The 19,087-nt window shown below is 63.8% G+C and carries 24 protein-coding genes; 10 read left to right on the top strand and 14 right to left on the bottom strand.

The window, feature by feature from the left end; genetic code table 11:
* Positions 1 to 81: 81 nt before the first annotated feature.
* From EWF95_RS05715 to EWF95_RS05740, 6 genes are all read right to left on the bottom strand, one after another.
* A complete protein-coding gene (locus EWF95_RS05715; RefSeq protein WP_246055637.1) occupies positions 82 to 1,863 on the bottom strand; it encodes a methyl-accepting chemotaxis protein in 1,782 nt (593 codons plus the stop codon).
* A 117-nt stretch (positions 1,864 to 1,980) separates the two neighbouring features.
* Entirely contained in the window at positions 1,981 to 2,571 is a 591-nt protein-coding gene (locus tag EWF95_RS05720; protein WP_142443065.1) for a 50S ribosomal protein L15e, read from the bottom strand.
* A 186-nt stretch (positions 2,572 to 2,757) separates the two neighbouring features.
* Positions 2,758 to 3,297, bottom strand: coding sequence for a hypothetical protein (locus tag EWF95_RS05725; protein WP_142443066.1), 540 nt, complete (start codon positions 3,295 to 3,297; stop codon positions 2,758 to 2,760).
* Positions 3,298 to 3,334: 37 nt separating this feature from the next.
* Positions 3,335 to 4,504, bottom strand: a complete 1,170-nt coding sequence (locus tag EWF95_RS05730; RefSeq protein WP_142443067.1) for an asparagine synthase C-terminal domain-containing protein — start codon at positions 4,502 to 4,504, stop codon at positions 3,335 to 3,337.
* Positions 4,501 to 5,187: a PHP domain-containing protein gene (locus tag EWF95_RS05735; RefSeq protein ID WP_142443068.1), complete on the bottom strand. Its 687-nt coding sequence runs from the start codon at positions 5,185 to 5,187 to the stop codon at positions 4,501 to 4,503. Before EWF95_RS05735 ends, EWF95_RS05730 begins: the two co-directional genes overlap by 4 nt.
* 67 nt (positions 5,188 to 5,254) lie before the next feature.
* Positions 5,255 to 5,446, bottom strand: coding sequence for a hypothetical protein (locus tag EWF95_RS05740; protein WP_142443069.1), 192 nt, complete (start codon positions 5,444 to 5,446; stop codon positions 5,255 to 5,257).
* Between the two features lie 130 nt (positions 5,447 to 5,576).
* On the opposite strand from EWF95_RS05740, the gene EWF95_RS05745 reads away from it, so the two are divergent.
* Together EWF95_RS05745 and EWF95_RS05750 are read left to right on the top strand one after the other, a co-directional pair.
* Positions 5,577 to 5,918, top strand: a complete 342-nt coding sequence (locus EWF95_RS05745; protein ID WP_142443070.1) for a glutaredoxin family protein — start codon at positions 5,577 to 5,579, stop codon at positions 5,916 to 5,918.
* A gap of 137 nt (positions 5,919 to 6,055) precedes the next feature.
* Positions 6,056 to 6,619: a DUF7110 family protein gene (locus EWF95_RS05750; RefSeq protein WP_142443071.1), complete on the top strand. Its 564-nt coding sequence runs from the start codon at positions 6,056 to 6,058 to the stop codon at positions 6,617 to 6,619.
* A 49-nt stretch (positions 6,620 to 6,668) separates the two neighbouring features.
* Here EWF95_RS05750 and EWF95_RS05755 read toward each other — a convergent pair whose 3' ends face one another.
* From EWF95_RS05755 to EWF95_RS05765, 3 genes are all read right to left on the bottom strand, one after another.
* The gene (locus EWF95_RS05755; RefSeq protein WP_142443072.1) at positions 6,669 to 7,358 is read right to left on the bottom strand and encodes a methyltransferase domain-containing protein; all 690 of its coding nucleotides are present in this window, start codon (positions 7,356 to 7,358) and stop codon (positions 6,669 to 6,671) included.
* Positions 7,359 to 7,494: 136 nt separating this feature from the next.
* A complete protein-coding gene (locus tag EWF95_RS05760; RefSeq protein ID WP_142443073.1) occupies positions 7,495 to 7,842 on the bottom strand; it encodes a DUF5615 family PIN-like protein in 348 nt (115 codons plus the stop codon).
* Positions 7,839 to 8,132 carry a DUF433 domain-containing protein gene (locus EWF95_RS05765; protein WP_142443074.1) on the bottom strand — a complete coding sequence of 98 codons (294 nt, stop codon included), beginning with the start codon at positions 8,130 to 8,132 and terminating at the stop codon, positions 7,839 to 7,841. The genes EWF95_RS05760 and EWF95_RS05765 overlap by 4 nt, the downstream gene beginning before the upstream one ends.
* A 230-nt stretch (positions 8,133 to 8,362) precedes the next feature.
* On the opposite strand from EWF95_RS05765, the gene ahaH reads away from it, so the two are divergent.
* The 8 genes from ahaH to EWF95_RS05805 all read left to right on the top strand — a co-directional run bounded on the left by ahaH (position 8,363) and on the right by EWF95_RS05805 (position 16,630).
* Positions 8,363 to 8,695 (top strand): ATP synthase archaeal subunit H, encoded by a 333-nt coding sequence (gene ahaH / locus EWF95_RS05770; protein ID WP_142443075.1) that lies wholly within the window; start codon positions 8,363 to 8,365, stop codon positions 8,693 to 8,695.
* Positions 8,682 to 10,919: a V-type ATP synthase subunit I gene (locus tag EWF95_RS05775; protein ID WP_142443076.1), complete on the top strand. Its 2,238-nt coding sequence runs from the start codon at positions 8,682 to 8,684 to the stop codon at positions 10,917 to 10,919. The genes ahaH and EWF95_RS05775 overlap by 14 nt, the downstream gene beginning before the upstream one ends.
* 274 nt (positions 10,920 to 11,193) lie before the next feature.
* Entirely contained in the window at positions 11,194 to 11,463 is a 270-nt protein-coding gene (locus tag EWF95_RS05780; protein WP_142443077.1) for a F0F1 ATP synthase subunit C, read from the top strand.
* A 17-nt stretch (positions 11,464 to 11,480) separates the two neighbouring features.
* Positions 11,481 to 12,062 carry a V-type ATP synthase subunit E gene (locus EWF95_RS05785; RefSeq protein ID WP_142443078.1) on the top strand — a complete coding sequence of 194 codons (582 nt, stop codon included), beginning with the start codon at positions 11,481 to 11,483 and terminating at the stop codon, positions 12,060 to 12,062.
* Positions 12,063 to 12,073: 11 nt separating this feature from the next.
* Positions 12,074 to 13,132 carry a V-type ATP synthase subunit C gene (locus EWF95_RS05790; protein ID WP_142443172.1) on the top strand — a complete coding sequence of 353 codons (1,059 nt, stop codon included), beginning with the start codon at positions 12,074 to 12,076 and terminating at the stop codon, positions 13,130 to 13,132.
* Positions 13,129 to 13,455: a V-type ATP synthase subunit F gene (locus tag EWF95_RS05795; protein ID WP_142443079.1), complete on the top strand. Its 327-nt coding sequence runs from the start codon at positions 13,129 to 13,131 to the stop codon at positions 13,453 to 13,455. The genes EWF95_RS05790 and EWF95_RS05795 overlap by 4 nt, the downstream gene beginning before the upstream one ends.
* Before the next feature lie 2 nt (positions 13,456 to 13,457).
* Complete coding sequence (locus EWF95_RS05800; RefSeq protein ID WP_142443080.1) at positions 13,458 to 15,215, top strand: ATP synthase subunit A; 1,758 nt, start codon at positions 13,458 to 13,460, stop codon at positions 15,213 to 15,215.
* Positions 15,215 to 16,630, top strand: a complete 1,416-nt coding sequence (locus EWF95_RS05805) for an ATP synthase subunit B (protein ID WP_142443081.1) — start codon at positions 15,215 to 15,217, stop codon at positions 16,628 to 16,630. The genes EWF95_RS05800 and EWF95_RS05805 overlap by 1 nt, the downstream gene beginning before the upstream one ends.
* Before the next feature lie 46 nt (positions 16,631 to 16,676).
* Here the strand turns inward: EWF95_RS05805 and EWF95_RS05810 are convergent, their stop codons facing one another.
* From EWF95_RS05810 to EWF95_RS13500, 5 genes are all read right to left on the bottom strand, one after another.
* Positions 16,677 to 16,856 (bottom strand): hypothetical protein, encoded by a 180-nt coding sequence (locus EWF95_RS05810; protein WP_142443082.1) that lies wholly within the window; start codon positions 16,854 to 16,856, stop codon positions 16,677 to 16,679.
* 280 nt (positions 16,857 to 17,136) lie between these two features.
* Complete coding sequence (locus tag EWF95_RS05815; protein ID WP_142443083.1) at positions 17,137 to 17,568, bottom strand: Hsp20/alpha crystallin family protein; 432 nt, start codon at positions 17,566 to 17,568, stop codon at positions 17,137 to 17,139.
* A 75-nt stretch (positions 17,569 to 17,643) separates the two neighbouring features.
* Positions 17,644 to 18,456 carry a prephenate dehydratase gene (pheA, locus tag EWF95_RS05820; protein WP_142443084.1) on the bottom strand — a complete coding sequence of 271 codons (813 nt, stop codon included), beginning with the start codon at positions 18,454 to 18,456 and terminating at the stop codon, positions 17,644 to 17,646.
* Between the two features lie 55 nt (positions 18,457 to 18,511).
* Positions 18,512 to 18,901 carry a type II toxin-antitoxin system VapC family toxin gene (locus EWF95_RS05825; protein WP_142443085.1) on the bottom strand — a complete coding sequence of 130 codons (390 nt, stop codon included), beginning with the start codon at positions 18,899 to 18,901 and terminating at the stop codon, positions 18,512 to 18,514.
* Positions 18,898 to 19,050: a hypothetical protein gene (locus EWF95_RS13500; RefSeq protein ID WP_185911704.1), complete on the bottom strand. Its 153-nt coding sequence runs from the start codon at positions 19,048 to 19,050 to the stop codon at positions 18,898 to 18,900. The genes EWF95_RS05825 and EWF95_RS13500 overlap by 4 nt, the downstream gene beginning before the upstream one ends.
* Positions 19,051 to 19,087 lie beyond the last annotated feature (37 nt).

Below are 19,087 nucleotides of genomic sequence, written 5' to 3' on the forward strand. Positions count from 1 at the left end.
ATAAGACCGCGGATGTCAACGGGTGGTGTTCCACCCACGACGATCACTGCTCGCGTCGGCTCAGTCGTTGTCGACGTCGACTCAGTCGTTAGCTGGCATCGTGAAGGGGTCGTTCGTTGGCTCGGTGTGTTCGATCACGTCGGTATCAGTGTCGGTGTCGCTGTCGGCGTCGGTGTCGATGCCGGTATCCGCCCCGTTCGTGCTGATCGAATCGGTGGAGACGGTCGGCTCCCCGGCGGCATCCTCGTCAAACTCGAACTGCGAGAGGAGCGATTCAAGCTCGTCGGCCTCGCCAGCCAGCGATTCGACGGTCTCGGAGACCGACGACAGCGAGACGGTCTGCTGTTCGGCCGCCGACGCCGCGCTGGCGGCATCCTCGGCGGTCTCGTCGCTGATGTCGGCAACCTCGTCGACGACGGCGGCGACATCCTCGGCGGAGGTGGCCTGCTGGTCGGTCGCATCGCTGATCTCGTGGACGCTGTCGCTCAGCTCGGTGACGACCTCGGCGATCTCATCGAACCGCCCCAGCGATCGCTCGACGGCGTCGGTGCTCTCGCTGACCCGCTGGCTTGCGGCTTCGACCTCGGCGATCGTCTCGTCGGATTGGGCCTGGATCTCTTCGAGGCGGTCGGCGATCTCGCCGGCGGCATCCTTCGTCTCCTCGGCGAGACTTTTGACCTCCTCGGCGACGACCGCGAACCCATCGCCCTCCTCGCCGGCGCGGGCGGCCTCGATCGAGGCGTTGAGCGCGAGCAGATTCGTCTGTTCGGCGATATCGGTGATCACCGAGACGATCTCGTCGACCTCGTCGATCCGGCTCCCGAGGGCTTCGACGCTGTCGGCGGCGTCGGTGATCTCCACCTCGATCTCATCGAGCTCCGCGATGGTGTCGGTGGCCTCCTCGCGGCCCTCGGTGGCAGCCTCGCTTGCGGTATCGGCCGTCCGGCTGACCTCCTCGGCGGAGGCGGCGATCTCCTCGACGGTCGCCGACAGCGTGTTGACCTCGCTGACAGCAGCCTGGAGCTGCTCGCGCTGTTCATCAGCACCGGCGGCGATTTCGTCGGTCGCGGCGGCGATCTCCTCGCCGGCCCGATCGAGTTCGGTGGTGCTCTCGGCGACCGAGTCGGTCGATCGGGAGACCTCGGCGGCGAAGGCGGCGGTCTCGCCGAGGGACTCCTGGAGGGTTCGCAGGAGCTCGTTGTACCGCTCGATAACCACGGTGTAGGTGCCGTCCTCGTCGTTGACCACGGCCGGGTCGATCGTCGCCGTCAGATCGCCGTCGATGGCGGCGGTCGTCGACTCCTCGAAGGCCTCGACAAGGCGTTCGAGGCGGGCCGATCGGGCTTCGATCTCGGTGGTGTAGGTTTCGAGGTTGTCGGCCATCCGGCTCAGCGACTCGCCGAAGGGGCCGGGGACGGGCTCATCGAGGGCGTCGTCGTCGAACTCCTGTTCGGCCAGCGCGTCGGCCTGCGCGGAGACCGTCGTGAGGTAGGATTGCAGCGCGCTGAACGACCGGGTGAGCTCGCCGACCTCATCGGGTTGGTCGGTGGCGACAGCCTCGGTTTCGACGTGGCCCTCGGCGATCCGGCCGGCGGCGGTTTCGATGTCGGCCAGCGGTTCGATCAGATCCCGTTGGATGATCAGTGCCGTGTTGACAAACGCTGCGGTCGCGCCGGTGAACAACACGGCCTGGATCGCTGTCAGCAGCGTCCCCGATAGCACGAACGGCAGCCCAAAGAGGCCGATGGCAACGCTAAACTGGATCGCCACCGCTGCCAGCATCTTCCGACGGACGGAGTCGGTGATCCGGAGCCAGTCCATTGTCTTCCAGAGGATGGCCTCGTAGCTATCAAGCAGTGACATACTGTGGGGTACATCACGCTAAGATAAGAAAAACGGAGAGCGTTATCACTGCCTGGGAATCGACAGTTCAGGCGAAAACGGTTCGAACGCAACGGATAAGCCGCGTGACCGACCGCGTTACTTGCTGCGGTTGCGATCGCTGTTGACGCTCGGACGGGCGTGTTCGGTGCCCTGACCGCGCGTCTGCATGCCGCGGCCCGAGTCGCCAGCGTTGGTCAGCCCGCGGAACGCGCGACCTTTGTGCTGCTCCTCGCAGATCCAGTTGAGGTCGTCGTCGTTCTCGATGGCCGGGTGGTTGGGGTCGATGAGGATGACCTCGTGCCACTTCTGGGAGCCGTCTTCGCCGACCCAGTAGGAGTTGAGCACCCGGAGGTTGCGGTATTTCCGGGAGGCGCGTTCCTCGGCGATGCGCTGGATCGATTTCCGGCGGCCGATGCGGTTGACGCCCTGCCGTTTCGAGCGGCGGCCGGCTTTGTGTCGCTGCTTGCGCGCGCCGCCCTTGCGGACGGACACGCGGGCGACAACAACGCCCTGTTTGGCTTTGTAGCCCTGTGAGCGGGCCTTATCGAGGCGGGTCGGGCGATCGACGCGTTCGATCGCACCCTGGTTCCGCCACTCTTGTTTGCGCTGCCACTGTAGTTCGGCGAGTTTGCCCTCGTTTGGGCTCTGCCATGCTTCGCGGATGTGTGAGTAGACGCTTCGTGCCATAGTTGTCCTCGGGCGCTTGCGATTCAGTCGGTCAGGCCGACCACATTTCGTCCCGGCGAACCGGGTGCCCACTGGTAGCCCGTAACCGCAGTGAGTTGCCTGTTCTACCTCCGAAGCCCGTTTAACCGCTTCGGACTCGCCGCACCGCGAGACTGAGTCACACGGTCAGGCCTCGCCACCGAAACGCTACTCCGGGCAGTCGCTCTCGCTGACGGTCTGTCGCTCCGAGCCCTGTTGGATCGCGTTCTGCCCGCCGGAGTCGAGATTCACGACGACCGCGCGGCCGCCGTAGCCGTGGGTCTGGTCGTGGCCGCGAACGACGACGCAGGTCACGTCGTCGGGAATCTCGATCGTCTCGCTTCGCTCGAATGGCTGATTGTTCTCGTGGGCGTGCAGGAGATCGCGGCGGCCGAGCTGCGTCCCGTCAAGCGTTTCGACCTGCCACCAGTCGGCATACCCCTCTTCGCCAGCGTCGTCGTGGTGGAGTCCGACAGTGAACGTACTCGCTCCGCCGCTGTCATCGATAGCGACACTCGTAACGTTGGCCTCGCGGAGATCCAACTCGCTGTCGTCGTCAGCGGTTTCCGGTTCGGTGTCGTCGCTTGAACTTTCAGATTCGTTGCCGTCGGTTTGCCCCTCGGATTCGTTCTGCTCGACGCTAAAACAGCCAGCCAGCGTCGTCGACAGGGTGAGCCCGCCGACCGCAAGCACGTCGCGTCGGTTCATACCCGAGGTTCAGCCGCGAGGGTGAAAAAGTCAGGTCTCAGTCAGCACACAACTCCCGAATATACTGCCCGACATGGTCGTCCATCCGTCGCTTATAGCCGTTTTGGCGAGCCAGCCGATCCAACTCGCGGCTGACGTAGGTGCCGTACTGCACCGCTTTCTTGTCCGCGCCCGCGACAGAGTCCGGGAGGCCGACCGTCTCACGAGCAAACCGCCGCAGGGCAACCTTACGCGCGTCGGGCGTCGCCATCAACTTCCCGGGCAGCCGCAACGCGGCGTCGACAACGCGATCCTGGAGGAACGGTGTCACCGGCTCGACGCCAGCGGCCGAGAGCCCACACACGTCGCGTTCCAGTTGGCCGGGCAGCGTCTCGATGGTCTCCCGCACCGCGCCGCGCACGGTGTCGCTGTCGACGCGGTGATCGTCGGCCGGCTCAACGACCTTCGAGTAGCCGCCAAACAGCTCGTCGGCACCCTGGCCGAGCGCGAGGCGGTCGTAGCCGTCGGCCCCGGCCCGCTCGGCGACGGCCAGCAGCGGCAGCGCGATCGTCACATCCATCGGGTTTCTCCGGCCGATCGCGGCGGCAACCCGCGGGACAGCGTCGAGAAGGTCGTCGTGGTTGAGTTCGATGACCGTGAGGTCGTCAGCGCGGTCGATCGCGGCGGCGGCCTCGCGGGCGGCGGCGATGTCGTGACAGCCCTCGAAGCCGACGACGTAGAGCGGCGCGTCCGGGAATCCGCTGGCGACGAGTGTGGAGTCGACACCACCGGAAAAGGCGACGGCAACATCATCTGTGGCCGTAGTTTCGGTGTCGGCGTCGACACCGAGTGCGCCCGTGAGCGCGTCGGTCACAGCCGCCATCGCCGCGTCGCTGTCGGCGGCCGGTGGCTCCGGCAGCGTGAGTACCGCCTCGTCGCCGTCGGCGGTGCGGACGCTGCCGGGTGGGACGACGACCGGCTCGTCGAGATCGCCGGGGGTGAACGCCCACGCGCCGTCGGCGGTCGGATCGTCGGCGTCGGACTCGCTGTAAACTGGCTGGCGACCCAGTACGTCGCGGACAAGGCGATCGTCGAGTCGGCCGCCGAAGCCGCCCATCGCCGCGGGGCCGCGCTCGCTTGCGCCGGGCAGCGGGTCGGCGTTGTCGAGCGCGGCGCGGACAACATCGGAGTCGGCACCGCGGAGCGGCGGCTGTGGTGGCTGGCTCATCGGAAAAACTCGCGGATCGCCCGCTGGGCGCGGCGTTTCGCGCCGCCGCCGAACTGCCGGAGGCTGACGTGCCACGGCGTTCGATGGCCGATAACGCTCGTGCGACCCCCGCGGATCGCATCGAGAATTGCGTCGGCGGTCGGCTCGTCGGCGTCGACCTCGGTGACCGCTTGGCCCACGAGTTCGGAGATGTGGGCGTCGCTGCCGGCGGTCATCGGGCGGTCGTGTTCGAGGGCGAACTGTTCGGCCTGGCGGTTCGCCCGGCCGGTAAACAGCCGGGAGTTGTAGACCTCGATGGCGTCGGCCGCGGCGAGCTGGTCGTCGGTGATATGTGGCGCGACGCCGTGGCGGGATTTCTGGAACGGATGGGGGACGACAGCGATCCCGCCTTGGGCGTGGATGCGGTCGAGCGTCTCGTCGTAGGAGAGTCCCGGCGGGACGATCTCGTCGATACCCAACGCGAGGATGTGGCCGACCGCGCTGGTGACCTCCATGCCGACGATGCCGACAAGGCCGTAGTCGGGCGCGCTCACGGCGGCCTCGATGCTGGCGTCGATCTCGTCGTGGTCGGTGATCGCAAGCGCGTCGAGCCCGACAGCCGCGGCCTGTTCGAGCAACAGATCGACGGGGTCGCGGCCGTCATGGGAGCGTTCCGAGTGGGCATGGAGCTCGACGCGAAACACATCGCTTCCTTCGTGGCAACGCTAATAACTCCCCCCGTTTGCGATGCGGTCGGGGGGAGCGATCGGCTTAGCTGCTCGATCGCATGCTCGGGATGATCAACAGAGCGGCGATCACGGTCGCAAGAACGACCGCACCGCCGTAGGCGACCGGCAGCGGGTTGCCAACCTCGATCCCGTGGCGGATCTCCGAGATGACGAACCCAGTTCCGGCGAGTGCCAACAGGAGCCCTGCACCGCCCCATTTGATCGTTGCGTTCATACCCATGGCTGATTCCGTCGGCCTACAAGGAGGTGTCGGATTCCGGCGATCATCCGGGTCGACGCCGAGACCAGCCGGCGACAGGCGACCGGACGCAACGCATATGCCGCCGTCGCTCCTATAGGGCGGTATGACCTTCCAACCCGACAGCGAGCTGGACACCGAGGCCGTTCAAGAGCGCGTCGACGAGGCGATCGAGACCAACGATGTGGTGTTGTTCATGAAGGGCAATCAGCTGATGCCGCAGTGTGGCTACTCGGCGAACGCCCTCGAACTGATCGGGAAACACGTCGAGGAGTTCGAGACCGTCGACGTGCTGCCGGCTCTCGACGAGTTCCGTGAGGCACTGTCGAGTCACAGCGACTGGGAGACGATCCCTCAGACGTTCGTCGACGGCGAGTTCGTCGGCGGCAGCGACATCCTCACCGAACTCGACGAGCGCGGCGAGCTTGAAACGACGCTGACGACCTGACGCCACAGGAGGTCGCTGGCGACACCGCCCACAGCCATCGGTCGCGGGCGGACACGAAAGGATAGCCCATATACCAGTGGGGGCCCTACAGCCGGTAGGTATCGGCACCCACGTCGACGACACCACCATCCAACATCATGACAGGCCGCGTATTCCGTCTCCACTCGACGCTTGAATTGCCGCTCGAAGACCTAGAGGAGTATCTGGACGATCCAGCACTCCCCGACGAGATCGACGAGGTGACACTCACACGACGCAACAACACCTTGATCATCAACGCCGAGGCCAGCGATGAGAGCCTCAGCAAATACACCCCGACAGCCCAGCTCAAGGCCAGCGTGACCGAAACGCGGGTCTACGAGGAGGAGCCACCCCGTGCTGGCGGACCAAGCTGGGGCGACGAGGAAGAAGAGGAGATCCCCTCGGAGCTCGTCGAGTTCGCCTGCTTCAAGGGCGATCGTGAGACCGTCCTCCAGAATACCGCCGTCCAGTACGGCATGTTTCAGGTGCTCAAGGAGATCGCCATGCTCTCCGAAAAGGGGACGCTGACAGCCATCTCCGAACACGACGGCGAGCTCGAAGCAACACGGATCGTCGAGGGCGAACAGCGGCCCGCAACCGTCGAGGTCGTCGAAAACCCACAGAACAGTGCCGGGAAAAACGGTGTCGACTGGCGCGACAACGAGTTTATCGACGAGTAACGCGCGCCGCGAGTGTTTTTGTGAGTGTCGGTCGGACGCGCGACAAGCGTTAATCAGCCGCAGAATCGCCGGTGGTGGCGGGATCCGCGGTCGGTTCGGCAACGCCATCGACAGCCGCGGTCTCGGGGACGGTCGCAACTGTTGTGATCGCCTTCGGGCTGCCGGGGCTGGCCTGCTGGATGTGATGTTCGAAATCGGTGTAGCCGGCAGCCTCGAACATGCGGTCGGCCTCGTTTTCGTCGTAAAACAGCATGATCGCATCGGCGAGCTTCTGCATCACGACCGAGTTTGGATAGTCAGGACCGACGACGAGCACGCGGCCGCCGGGCTTGGTGACCCGGCGGAACTCTTCGAGGGCGTCGATCGGGTTTGGCCAGTACTCGATCGAGCCTGACGACCAGAGGTGATCGAACGTGTCGTCGGCAAACGGGAGGCGTTCGGCGTCGCCGCGGTGGAATTTCACGCGGTCGTGCTTGCCGAACTTGCCGAAGGCTTTCTCCATCTGATGGATCGACTGGTCGAGACAGTACACGTTGTCAGTGTGTTGGAGCAACCCTTCGGTGGCGAAGCCGGTGCCTGAGCCCACGTCGAGGACGCGGTCGTCGGGCTGGATGTCGAGCCACGCGATGGCCTCATCGCGCATCTCGTCGTTCCAGATGAAGGGGTTGATCGTGTCGTAAACCTTCGAGAGATATTTGTAGAACAGGCGCGCGCGGGCCTTGTTCTCAAGGATTCCCATGTCATTACACCCTATGGGCGGCGCAACAATAACGGTAGGGATTTGCCGGACAACACAGGCCGCATCAGTCGGGCGGCTGCGACGAATCAGGCGTCGAGTGGCTGCCACGAATCAGGCGTCGGGTGGCTGCCACGAATCAGGCGTCGGGTGGCTGCCACGAATCAAGAAAAGTGACCGGCGGCAGGTCAGCTTGCGAGGGGACACACTCGATCACCGTCTCAACGCGCACAACGAGGTCGTCGACACCGAGAGTATCATCACTGTAGTAGAGGATCGGAACGGCTCCGGTATGCTTGGGACGCAGAAAATCATCGTCGTGGGTGAGCACGGCATACCCCTGTGCAGCCGCGTAGTCGATGATCTCCTGATCGGAAACACCGGGGTCGAGTGCAGTGGTGATATGAGTGGCATCACGACCCTCGTCACTGAGACTGGCGGCGACACGGGGACTGGTATTTTCGTCGACAAGGATCCGATACGTCATTCCTCTGTAGCAGATTGCAGATCAGCCAGTGAGGTGGCTGTATCGTCGACCGCAGCCTCTCGCTCACGGCGGGTCTGTGCAGCCGCGGCCATCTCCTCGGGGTGGGTGTGGTAGTACTGCAGTGCGGCATACACATCCGCGGGATCAAGATCGAATTCGTCTGCGACATCGGCGGCCGATCGGCCTGCGTCCTCGACGAGGCCTTGGAGTCGACTGACGGTCACGCGTCGACCCTCCAGATGCGGCTCGTCGTGAAGCTCGGTCACAACGCGGCGCGCCGTCTGTGACATACTTGTTGATTACGCGTGATTCGGTAAAACGGTATTGCCGAGGAAAGCGAACGTGAGACGGAACGAGAGCGAACGTGAGATGGAACAAGAACAAGAGTGAGACACAAGAAGAGCGAGAGACCGCGAACAGCTCTGCCACCAGAACCAACAGGATCCAGACCCATCGACCCGCCGAGACGTTCCGCAAACACCTTATATGCAGCTACTGCAATTCCGGATGATTAGTGAGCATGCCGAGACAAGAGGTTCTCAACGAGATCAAGGCGGCCGAGGACGACGCCGAGGAGATCGTTGCCGAGGCGGAAGCCGACGCCGAGGAGCGCATCGCCGAGGCCCGATCCGAAGCCGACGAGATCCGCACGACGGCCGAGGAGGAGGCCGAACAGGACGCGGCCGACCGACTGGAGGCGGCCCACGAAGAGATCGACACCCGCCGTGAGGAAATCCTCGAAGAGGGCGAAAACGCCCGGGAGGAGCTCGTCGAGGAGGCCCAAGACCGGATCGACGAGGCCGTCGAGCTCGCCATCGACCGCTTCGAGGAGGCCGTGAATGCTCAGACCTGAGCGGATGAGCAAGGTCTCGGTGACGGGATCAAAACGCGTCATCGACGATGTCATCGAGGCTGTCCACACGCTGAACCTGCTGGATCTGTCGGACTACGACGGCTCCTGGGAGGGGTTCGAGGGCGGCCGCTCGCTGGAAAGCGCGGAGGAAACCAACGAGCAGCTCGTCACCGTTCGGGCACTTGAAAACACCCTCGGGATCGAGGACGACGACGCCGGCCAGACCCGGATCGTCGACCGCGAGGAGCTCAACGCCGAGCTGCCGGAGCTCCGGGATCGCATCAACGATCTCGACGACCAGCGCGGCGAACTCGAAACCCGGATCCGCGAGATCGACGAGAAGATCGAGGCGGTCGAACCCTTTGCTGAACTTGGCCTCGACCTCGATCTGCTGAGCGGCTACGACTCGCTGGCCGTCCTCGTCGGCGAGGGCGACCGCGACGCCGTCGCCGCGGAGCTCGACGACGAGGAGACGATTCAGCGGTTCGAGATCTTCTCGGGCGGCAACACGCAGGCGATCTTCGCCCAGCCCGCAGAAGACCACGACGCCGCAAGCGAACTCATCGCCGACGCGCTCGTCGGCGTCGAGTTTACCACGCTCTCGGTGCCTGACGCCGAGGATTCACCCGAACAGTACGTCGCCGACCTCGAAAGCGAAAAGGAGACGCTGGAAGCGGAACTCGGCGAGGTCGAAGCCGAGTTGGAGACGGTCAAAGCCGAATCCGCGGGCTTCCTGCTCGCGGCTGAGGAGTACCTGACCATCGAGGCCCAAAAGAAGGAAGCCCCGCTCTCGTTTGCGACGACGAAAAACGCCTTCGTCGCCGAGGGCTGGATTCCGACCGCCCGCTACGACGAGCTGGCGGCGACGCTCGACGACGATGTCGACGGCCCGGTCGATGTCGACGAGATCGAGCGCGCGCAGTTCAAATCCAACGGCCAAGCCCACGTCGAGGATCACGGCGACGGGGGCAACGCTGGGACGGCTGCTGACGCCGAGACCGCGGCCGACGCCGAGGCCGCCACCGACGGCGGCGAGGTCGTCGCCGACGGAAGCGGCTCGGTGACGATGGCCGACGACGGGCCGCCGGTCGTCCAGGGCAACCCCAGCGCGTCGAAACCGTTCCAGGTGCTGATCGAGGCGTTCTCGCGGCCGAAATACTCGGAGTTCGATCCGACCGTGCTGGTCTTTCTGACGTTCCCGGCCATGTTCGGCTTCATGATCGGCGACGTTGGCTACGGGGCGTTGTACATGCTCATCGGCTACGTGCTCTACACCCGCTTCGACTCCTCGGGGTTCAAGAGCCTCGGCGGCGTCGCGCTGTGGGCCGGCGGCTTTACGGCCATCTTTGGCGTCCTCTACGACGAGGTCTTCGGGCTGCATCCGTTCGCCCAGCCGATGCCGGAGTATCTCGGCTTAGGCTTCCTCACCCTGCATAAGGGCCTGAAGCCGTACTACGCCGAGTGGGCACTCGCGTGGTTCTTCGTGAGCATCCTCGTCGGCGTTCTCCACCTCAACATGGGGTACATCCTCTCGTTCATCGAGGACTACAACCTCCACGGCCTGAAGGAGGCAGTCCTTGAGAGCGGCTCGTGGCTGCTCATGCTCAACGGCGTCTGGGCGTTTATCCTCAGCGACCTGTTTAGAGCCCAGAAGCCGGATTTCATGTTCACCGTCTTCAACGAGGGCTCCGACGCCGCGGTCGCGCTGGGCTTCAACGGGTTCGGCGAGACCGTCGGCATCGTCGGCGGTGTCGCGTTCCTCGTCGGCAGCGTGTTGTTGGGGCTCGGCGAGCCGATGGAGATCCCCGAGGTGCTCAACCCGCTGGTCAACGCGCTGTCGTACACACGGCTGGCTGCGGTACTGCTCGCCAAGGCCGGCACCGCCTTCGCGGTCAACCTCATTGTCTTTGGGGCCTACTTCAACGGCGGCAACTTCCACTTCATCTTCACCGGTAGCGAGCTCAGCCAGCTTCAGGCTGAGGGCGCGGACATCATGTTCGCCGGGTTGACGACGAGTGGAACGACAGGCCTGATCGCCGGCGCGCTCGTGTTGCTCGTCGGCCACACGGTCGTCCTCGCACTCGGTGTGACGAGTGCCGGGCTACAGGCTGTCCGTCTTGAGTACGTCGAGTTCTTCGGGAAGTTCTACGAGGGTGGCGGTCGGCAGTACACCCCGTTCGGCTACAAGCGAACACACACCACAACCGACGAGAGCAGCTCGTAGGGTTCGCGGTTCGCTGCGTCCTTTTTTGCGGTCGGTGGCTACCCACAGAGACACCCGTTTGCGTCGGGGCGAGCTGTCTGTTCTACCAGCATACATCGACGAGGCGTGTTCGATCGAACCATCCTGAAACAGGGGATGCTTCTGAGACCTGATAACCGGTAACATACCGTCTGACTGTTGTAACTATCGGGTTTGGGAAGCTTTATGAACTGCCTGGGAGCAATACCAATTGTTCGGCTACTAAGCCAACGTTAGCGGACACGAGACACAATACATGAGCTTGGAACTTGCCACAGAAGCTAGTAACGTTGTACTGCAGAGTGGAGCAGCAGGCGGCCCGGCACTCGGCCCGGCCGCAGCGAGCGCGATCGCCGTCGGCCTCGCGGCCTTCGGTGCCGGCTACTCCCAGCGCGGGATCGGCGCGGCCGCCGTCGGCGCGATGGCCGAAGACGAGAGCCTCTTCGGGAAAGGCCTGATCCTGACGGTGCTTCCTGAAACGCTCATTATCCTTGCACTCATCGTTGTGGTTCTGATCGGGCTGTAAGGATCCCCGGGCTAACAATGAGTTTGGAACACGTCGTCGACGACATCAAAGACGAAGCCCGCGCGCGTGCAGAGGAGATCCGTGCCGAGGCCGAGGACGACGCTGAGGCCATCATCGCTGAGGCCGAAGCCGACGCCGAGGAGATCAAAGAAGAGCGCGCCGCCGAGGTCGAAGCCCAGATCGACCAGGAGCGCGAACAGGCGGTGTCGAGTGCGAACCTCGAAGCCAAACAGCAGCGGCTCGAAGCCCGGCGTGACGTGCTCGCCGATGTCCGCGAGGATGTCGAAGCCGCGCTGGCCGAGCTGTCGGGTGACCGCCGCGAATCCCTCACCCAGAGCCTCATCGATGAGGCAGCGACGGAGTTCGACGACGACGCGACCGTCAGCGTCTACGGCCGGAGCGACGATCAGGAGCTCATCGAGGAGATCCTGACAGAGTACGACGGGTTCAGCTTCGCCGGCGACCGCGACTGTCTCGGCGGCGTTGTCGTCGAAAGCGAGACCTCCCGCGTTCGGGTGAACAACACCTTCGACTCGGTTCTCGACACCGTCTGGGACGAGAACCTGAAGGAACTCTCAGCACACCTCTTCGAGCAATGAGCACGCCCGGCATGAACGCATCGTCCGGCTCGCCCGGCGGCTCGAACCCCGAGTACGTCACCGCCCGGGTGCGGGCCCGCCGCGGTGTGCTGTTCGACGACGACGAGTACAGCAAGCTCGTCCGGATGGGCCCCGCGGAGATCGCCCGCTACATGGAGGAATCCGAGTACGAACGCGAGATCAACGAGCTCGGGAGCCGCCACAGTGGGGTCGACCTCATCGAGTACTCGCTGAACCGCAATCTGGCGCGACACTTCGACGCGCTGTTGGGGTTCGCCGAGGGCCAACTGTACGATCTCATCGCCCGCTACCTGCGAAAGTTCGACGCCTGGAACGTCAAGACGGTGCTGCGCGGCGTCTACACCGACGCCGACAGCGAGGCCATCGAGACCGATATGATCCGCGCCGGCGAGTTCGACGACGCGCTGATCACCCGCCTGCTTGAGGCCGGCACCGTCGAAGATGTCGTCTCCCTCCTCGATGGCACGATCTTCGGCGACGGGCTCGAAGCCGCCTTCGAGGACTTCCAGGAGACCGACACGCTGGTGCCGCTGGAGAACGCCGTCGATCGCGCGTTCTACGAACAGCTGCTCAGCGATCTGCCCAGCGGGGAGGCCGTCGGCCTCTACCGGGAGTTCCTCGAAGCCGAGATCGACTTCCGGAACGTCCGCAACGCGCTGCGGCTCGCCCGCAGCGGCGCGGACATCGATCCTGGCGCGTACTTCATCGACGGCGGGCGGCTGTTTTCGGCCAGCGAGATGACGACACTAGTCGAAAACACCGACGAGCTCGTCACCCGGATCAGAGAGAGCCGGTACGGCAAGAAGCTCTCGGAACCGCTCGACGAGCTTGAGGCCGCAGACAGCCTCATCGACTTCGAGCGCGCCTTAGAGGGAGTATTGCTGCGATACTCCAAACAGCTCGGCAACGTCCATCCGCTGTCGATCTGTCCGGTCGTGGCCTACATCTTGATGAAGGAGCGGGAAGTAACCAACATCCGTGCCATCGCTCGCGGCCGCGAGGCCGGGCTGAGCGAGACGGCCATCGAACAGGAGTTGGTGATCCTATGAGCCAGGAGATCGCGGTCATCGGCAGCCCGGATTTCACGACCGGGTTCCGGCTGGCCGGCGTCCGGACGTTCGAAAACGTCCCCGACGACGAGAAGGACGACGCGCTTGACGACGCCGTCGAGCGCGTCCTTGACGACGAGGATGTCGGCATCATCGTCATGTACGACGACGATCTCGATCATCTGTCCCGCGGGACGCGGAAATCCGTCGAAACCAGCGTCGAGCCCACGCTTGTCACCCTCGGTGGCGGCGCGGGCAGCGGCGACCTTCGCGGACAGATCAAACGCGCCATCGGCATCGATCTGATGGAGGAAGACGACTAACTATGAGTCAAGCAACCCAACAGGACGCCGAAACCGGCGTCATCGAAAGCGTCAGTGGGCCGGTTGTCACCGCCCGCGATCTCGACGCCCGGATGAACGACGTCGTCTATGTCGGCGACGAAGGGCTGATGGGCGAGGTTATCGAGATCGAGGGCGATATCACGACCATCCAGGTGTACGAGGAGACCTCCGGGGTCGGCCCGGGCGAACCCGTCGAGAACACGGGCGAGCCGCTGTCGGTCGATCTCGGCCCTGGCATGCTGGATGCCATCTACGACGGCACCCAACGCCCGCTCGACGTGCTGGAAGAGAAGATGAACAGTGCGTTCCTCGACCGTGGGGTCGACGCCCCCGGCATCGACCTCGAAAAGGAGTGGGAGTTCCAGCCCGAGGTCGAGGAGGGCGACGAGGTATCCGCCGGCGACGTGGTCGGCATCGTCGAGGAGACGGTTACCATCGACCACAAGGTCATGGTGCCGCCGGACTCCGAGGGTGGCGAGGTCGTCAGCGTCGAATCCGGCGACTACACCGTCGAAGACACGGTCGTCGAACTCGACAACGGCGAGGAGATCACGATGCACCAGGAGTGGCCGGTGCGGACGCCACGCCCGGCCGTCGAGAAGAAGACACCGACAAAACCGCTCATCTCAGGGCAGCGCGTCCTTGACGGGCTGTTCCCGATAGCCAAAGGCGGGACTGCGGCGATCCCGGGGCCATTCGGCTCAGGGAAAACTGTCACCCAGCACCAACTCGCCAAGTGGGCCGACGCCGACATCGTCGTCTACGTCGGCTGTGGCGAGCGCGGCAACGAGATGACCGAGGTCATCGAGGACTTCCCGGAACTGGACGACCCCAAGACCGGGAACCCGCTGATGGCCCGAACTTGCCTCATCGCCAACACGTCGAACATGCCCGTCGCAGCACGCGAATCCTGCATCTACACGGGCATTACCATCGCGGAGTTCTTCCGCGACATGGGGTACGACGTGGCACTGATGGCCGACTCCACCTCGCGGTGGGCCGAGGCCATGCGGGAGATCTCCTCCCGACTTGAGGAGATGCCCGGCGAGGAGGGCTACCCGGCCTACCTCTCGGCACGGCTCAGCCAGTTCTACGAGCGAGCCGGCTTCTTCGAGAACACCAACGGGACGACCGGCTCGGTGTCGGTCATCGGTGCCGTGTCGCCTCCCGGCGGTGACTTCTCCGAACCAGTGACGCAGAACACGCTGCGAATTGTCAAGACGTTCTGGGCGCTCGACGCGGATCTCGCCGAACGCCGGCACTTCCCGTCGATCAACTGGAACGAGTCCTACTCGCTGTATCGGGATCAACTCGATCCATGGTTCGAGGAGAACGTCACCGAGGACTGGTCGGAGATCCGCCAGTGGGCGATCGACGTACTCGACGAGGAGAGCGAGCTCCAGGAGATCGTTCAGCTCGTCGGCAAGGACGCCCTGCCGGAGGATCAGCAGCTGACGCTGGAGATCGCCCGCTACCTGCGGGAGGCCTACCTTCAGCAGAACGCGTTCCACCCGACGGATACGTTCTGTCCGCCGGAGAAGACCCACCTCATCCTGACGACGATCAAGACGTACAACGACGAAGCCTTCGAGGCCCTCGACGCCGGCGTGCCGGTCGAGGATCTCGTCTCGCTTGACTCCACGCCGCGGATCAACCGGATCGGCGTCCAGGAGGATTATGAGGAGTTCATCGAGGAACTCAAGGAAGATATCACCGAGGAACTGCGGGGGATGTACTAATGAAAGAGTACCAAACCATCAACGAGATCAGCGGACCGCTCGTCTACGCCGAGGTTGACGAGCCGATCGGCTACGACGAGATCGTCGAGATCGAAACCGAGGACGGCCGGACGCTACGGGGCCAGGTTCTGGAATCCAGCGACGGCCTCGTGGCGATTCAGGTCTTCGAGGGCACCAGCGGGATCGACCGTGATGCCTCCGTCCGGTTCCTCGGCGAGACGCTGAAGATGCCCGTCACCGAGGATCTGCTCGGCCGGGTCATGGACGGCACGGGTCAGCCGATCGACGGCGGCCCAGAGATCGTGCCCGAGTCCCGCGAGGACATCATCGGCGCGGCGATCAATCCCTACTCCCGGGAGTACCCCGAGGAGTTCATCCAGACGGGTGTTTCGGCCATCGACGGCATGAACACCCTTGTTCGGGGCCAGAAGCTCCCGATCTTCTCCGCCTCTGGGCTGCCGCACAACGATCTGGCACTCCAGATCGCCCGGCAGGCCAGCGTACCTGAGGAGGAAGAAGAGGGCGACGAGGGCAGCGAGTTCGCCGTGATCTTCGGCGCGATGGGCATCACGCAGGAGGAGGCCAACGAGTTCATGGACGACTTCGAGCGCACCGGCGCGCTGGAACGCTCGGTGGTCTTTGCGAACCTCGCGGACGACCCCGCCGTCGAGCGGACGGTCACGCCGCGCCTCGCCCTGACGACCGCCGAATATCTCGCCTTCGAGAAGGATTACCACGTCCTTGTCATCCTCACAGACATGACGAACTACTGTGAGGCACTGCGAGAGATCGGTGCGGCCCGCGAAGAGGTGCCGGGCCGGCGTGGCTACCCCGGCTACATGTACACCGATCTGGCGACGCTCTACGAGCGCGCCGGTCGGATTCAGGGCCGTGAGGGCTCTGTCACCCAGATCCCGATCCTCACGATGCCCGGCGACGACGACACCCACCCGATCCCCGATCTGACGGGGTACATCACGGAGGGCCAGATCTACGTCGACCGCGACCTCAACAGCCAGGGCGTCCAGCCGCCCGTGAACGTCCTGCCCAGCCTCTCGCGGCTGATGGACGACGGGATCGGCGAGGGGCTGACCCGTGAGGATCACGGCGATGTCGCCAACCAGATGTACGCCGCCTACGCGGAGGGTGAGAACCTGCGCGACCTAGTCAACATTGTCGGCCGCGAAGCACTCAGCGACCGGGATAACAAGTATCTCGACTTCGCTGACGACTTCGAGACCGACTTCATCGACCAAGGGTTCGACACCAACCGCGAGCTTGAGGACACCCTCGATCTTGGCTGGGATCTGCTCAGCCAGCTGCCGAAAGAGGAGCTCAACCGGATCGACGAGGAGTTCATCGAGACCTACTACGTCGACGACGAGGGCGAGGAAGTCGAAGCGACCGCCGACTAACGCACTGTCTTCTCTTTCCTACTGTTTCGGTTCGCTACAGCACGCTTCAGGCAGCGGTGCGTGCGTCGAGATAGTTGTTGACGAGCAGCGGCGCGATAACGCCAACCCCCAGCAGGCTGGCAAACGGGAGCCAACCGGGCAGCGTGGTTGCAGTGTCGATGCCGACCGCGGCTGTTACGGCGACGGCGATGAAGCCAAGAATGACGATGTTCTCTCTGGAGGGCATGGCTGTCGCTGGCGGCTGTGACAGCAAAATGGTACTGGTGGCTAAAATAGCGATATTCAGAGACGAGCAGGCAAAGAGGTGGATCGGCCGGCCGGTCAACCGAATTCCTGGCGGACTGAAAGGGCGAGACGCTCTCGGCGAACCCCGGCGACGTAAGCACCACAGCGAACGGAGTGAGCGAGGAGCGCAACGAGCCGCGGGAGTCGAGAGCGGCGAGGGCTTTCTACATCTAAGACTCTTACTCGACTGCTCATTTGAATACTACCGCTAAAATACGGGCTTATTCCACGTCGATCTCGTGGCCGCCGGGCGCGTCGGGATCGAGTTTCGGCAGCGTGACCGTCAGCACGCCGTTGGTGTAGCTCGCCGTCGCCGACGCGGCGTCGACCGCCTCGGGAAGCGGCACCCGCCGGCTGACCGACTGGTGGCTGCGTTCCTTACGGTGGTAGTGGGCGTCATCGTCGACGGTTTCGGTTTCGGCCTCCGCGCTGAGCGTGACCGAATCCTCGTCGGCTCGGAGGTCGATATCCTCCTCGGCGAAGCCGGGAAGATCAGCGGTGACGACGATCTCCTCGCCGGTGTCGGCCACGTCGACGCTGATCTCCGAGAGGACACTGCCGCCCTCAAAGGTCTGGCTCAGCTCGCCGAACTGGTCGTTCATGCGCTCGATCAGCTCGTCAAGCTCCTCGAAGGGGTTTGGTTTCTCAGGCATATCCGATACTTGGTCGTCTGGCGGTTTGAAGTTTTTCGTCGTTTTTATCGGGACAAAAGTCTGACTGCCGGCAGCTCAGTACAGCACGTGTTTCGTATCGTAGGAACCGAGGTTGCGAACCCAGCCCTCCGAGGCTAACTCCTCGATCTCATCGAGGGCGTCCTGCACCCGGCTCTCGTAGACACCGGCCTCGATGTCGAAATGGAAGAGGTAGTCGCCGAGTCGCGCGCCGCTGGGGCGGGATTCGACCCGCGAGAGGTTGATATCGCGGTCGGCGAACGCCTCCAGCAGTTCCAACAGCAGACCGGGGTAGTTGACGTTCGGGTAGACGATCAGCGAGGTTTTGCCACCGGCGTCGGTTCGCTCGTCAGCGGGCGCGATGACGAAGAACCGCGTCGCGTTCGAATCCTGATCCTGAATGTCCTCGGCGAGAATCTGGAGTTCGGCCCCGTTGGTCGCGTTATCGGGGTGGCCGATGCCAGCGATAGACGCGTTCTCGCGGGCTGATTGGACGCCGCGGGCGGTGCTGGCGACGGCCTCCTGTATGGCGTCAGGGTAGTGTTCTTCGAGGTAGCTGCGACACTGCGCAAGTGCTTGGGCGTGGCTGGCGATCGTGTCGAAGGACTCGCCTTGGGCGAGCAACGCGTGGCGGATCGGCGTGACGATCTCGCTGGTGACACACACCTCGTAGTTCGCCAAGGCGTCCAGCGTTTCGGTGACGCTGCCCTCGATGCTGTTCTCGATGGGGACGACGCCGCGTTCGAAGTCGCCGCTGGCGACGGCTTCGATAATGGCGGTCACCGACTCCCGGAAGGATACGTCGTCGGCAACGGCGCGAGCGGCACGGTGTGAGTAGGTTCCGGTCGGACCGAGCGTCACTGCGTTCATTGGCGGCGTTTCGGCAAGCCGGCTGAAAAACGCGTCGGGAAGCGCGTGGGTTGGATTAGCGGACTTCGCTCGGTAGCGTCGCGCCGTGATCGACCAGCTCTGCATCAAACGAGACGAGCATCGCATCGTTCGCCTCAGCAACCGCAAGCACAAGCGCGTCCATCGGATACAACAGCGTCTCAGACTGGAGTCGATTCGCTGCCATCACCTCCGAGGCGTCGGGAAACAGTACGGTCGTCCGTGATGTGATCCGGCTCTCTATTTGATCGATCCGGTCGCGCTCGAAGCCTTTCTTTTTCGAAAGGACAGTTCGAAGTTCCATTAGATTCAGCAACGAGACGTACGTTTCGTCAGCTTGGTTGAGCAACTCGACCGCGATGTCCGAGTGCTCGGTGTCTCGTGTAACTGCTGCGACGAGAACGTTTGTATCGAGCAGTAGCGTCATATCCGTTTACGAACGTCACGTACCGCGTCCACAGCATCGACCTCAACATCGACAGCAAGCTCCGAGAGGGCATCACCGAGCGGGACGGTTTCGTCGTCCTCGGGATCAGATTCCGTGAACTCCTTGAGATCGTCCGTCGTGAGGCTCATACTGGCTACTATGGTTACTGTTCGAAAAAGCCTGCTG

It is taken from the genome of Halonotius roseus (genome assembly GCF_006861655.1).
Classification (GTDB): Archaea; Halobacteriota; Halobacteria; order Halobacteriales; family Haloferacaceae; genus Halonotius; species Halonotius roseus.

What these genes read in the sequence shown, in the direction of transcription:
- EWF95_RS05795 (WP_142443079.1), top strand. Translation starts at nt 13,129, where the DNA reads ATGAGCCAGGAGATCGCGGTCATCGGCAGCCCGGATTTCACGACCGGG.
- EWF95_RS05730 (WP_142443067.1), bottom strand. Translation starts at nt 4,504, where the DNA reads ATGAGCCAGCCACCACAGCCGCCGCTCCGCGGTGCCGACTCCGATGTT.
- EWF95_RS05810 (WP_142443082.1), bottom strand. Translation starts at nt 16,856, where the DNA reads ATGCCCTCCAGAGAGAACATCGTCATTCTTGGCTTCATCGCCGTCGCC.
- EWF95_RS05775 (WP_142443076.1), top strand. Translation starts at nt 8,682, where the DNA reads ATGCTCAGACCTGAGCGGATGAGCAAGGTCTCGGTGACGGGATCAAAA.
- EWF95_RS05780 (WP_142443077.1), top strand. Translation starts at nt 11,194, where the DNA reads ATGAGCTTGGAACTTGCCACAGAAGCTAGTAACGTTGTACTGCAGAGT.
- EWF95_RS05740 (WP_142443069.1), bottom strand. Translation starts at nt 5,446, where the DNA reads ATGAACGCAACGATCAAATGGGGCGGTGCAGGGCTCCTGTTGGCACTC.
- EWF95_RS05800 (WP_142443080.1), top strand. Translation starts at nt 13,458, where the DNA reads ATGAGTCAAGCAACCCAACAGGACGCCGAAACCGGCGTCATCGAAAGC.
- EWF95_RS05760 (WP_142443073.1), bottom strand. Translation starts at nt 7,842, where the DNA reads ATGACGTATCGGATCCTTGTCGACGAAAATACCAGTCCCCGTGTCGCC.
- EWF95_RS05720 (WP_142443065.1), bottom strand. Translation starts at nt 2,571, where the DNA reads ATGGCACGAAGCGTCTACTCACACATCCGCGAAGCATGGCAGAGCCCA.
- EWF95_RS13500 (WP_185911704.1), bottom strand. Translation starts at nt 19,050, where the DNA reads ATGAGCCTCACGACGGACGATCTCAAGGAGTTCACGGAATCTGATCCC.
- EWF95_RS05715 (WP_246055637.1), bottom strand. Translation starts at nt 1,863, where the DNA reads ATGTCACTGCTTGATAGCTACGAGGCCATCCTCTGGAAGACAATGGAC.
- EWF95_RS05785 (WP_142443078.1), top strand. Translation starts at nt 11,481, where the DNA reads ATGAGTTTGGAACACGTCGTCGACGACATCAAAGACGAAGCCCGCGCG.
- ahaH (WP_142443075.1), top strand. Translation starts at nt 8,363, where the DNA reads ATGCCGAGACAAGAGGTTCTCAACGAGATCAAGGCGGCCGAGGACGAC.
- EWF95_RS05790 (WP_142443172.1), top strand. Translation starts at nt 12,074, where the DNA reads ATGAACGCATCGTCCGGCTCGCCCGGCGGCTCGAACCCCGAGTACGTC.
- EWF95_RS05750 (WP_142443071.1), top strand. Translation starts at nt 6,056, where the DNA reads ATGACAGGCCGCGTATTCCGTCTCCACTCGACGCTTGAATTGCCGCTC.
- pheA (WP_142443084.1), bottom strand. Translation starts at nt 18,456, where the DNA reads ATGAACGCAGTGACGCTCGGTCCGACCGGAACCTACTCACACCGTGCC.
- EWF95_RS05725 (WP_142443066.1), bottom strand. Translation starts at nt 3,297, where the DNA reads ATGAACCGACGCGACGTGCTTGCGGTCGGCGGGCTCACCCTGTCGACG.
- EWF95_RS05825 (WP_142443085.1), bottom strand. Translation starts at nt 18,901, where the DNA reads ATGACGCTACTGCTCGATACAAACGTTCTCGTCGCAGCAGTTACACGA.
- EWF95_RS05765 (WP_142443074.1), bottom strand. Translation starts at nt 8,132, where the DNA reads ATGTCACAGACGGCGCGCCGCGTTGTGACCGAGCTTCACGACGAGCCG.
- EWF95_RS05755 (WP_142443072.1), bottom strand. Translation starts at nt 7,358, where the DNA reads ATGGGAATCCTTGAGAACAAGGCCCGCGCGCGCCTGTTCTACAAATAT.
- EWF95_RS05815 (WP_142443083.1), bottom strand. Translation starts at nt 17,568, where the DNA reads ATGCCTGAGAAACCAAACCCCTTCGAGGAGCTTGACGAGCTGATCGAG.
- EWF95_RS05745 (WP_142443070.1), top strand. Translation starts at nt 5,577, where the DNA reads ATGACCTTCCAACCCGACAGCGAGCTGGACACCGAGGCCGTTCAAGAG.
- EWF95_RS05805 (WP_142443081.1), top strand. Translation starts at nt 15,215, where the DNA reads ATGAAAGAGTACCAAACCATCAACGAGATCAGCGGACCGCTCGTCTAC.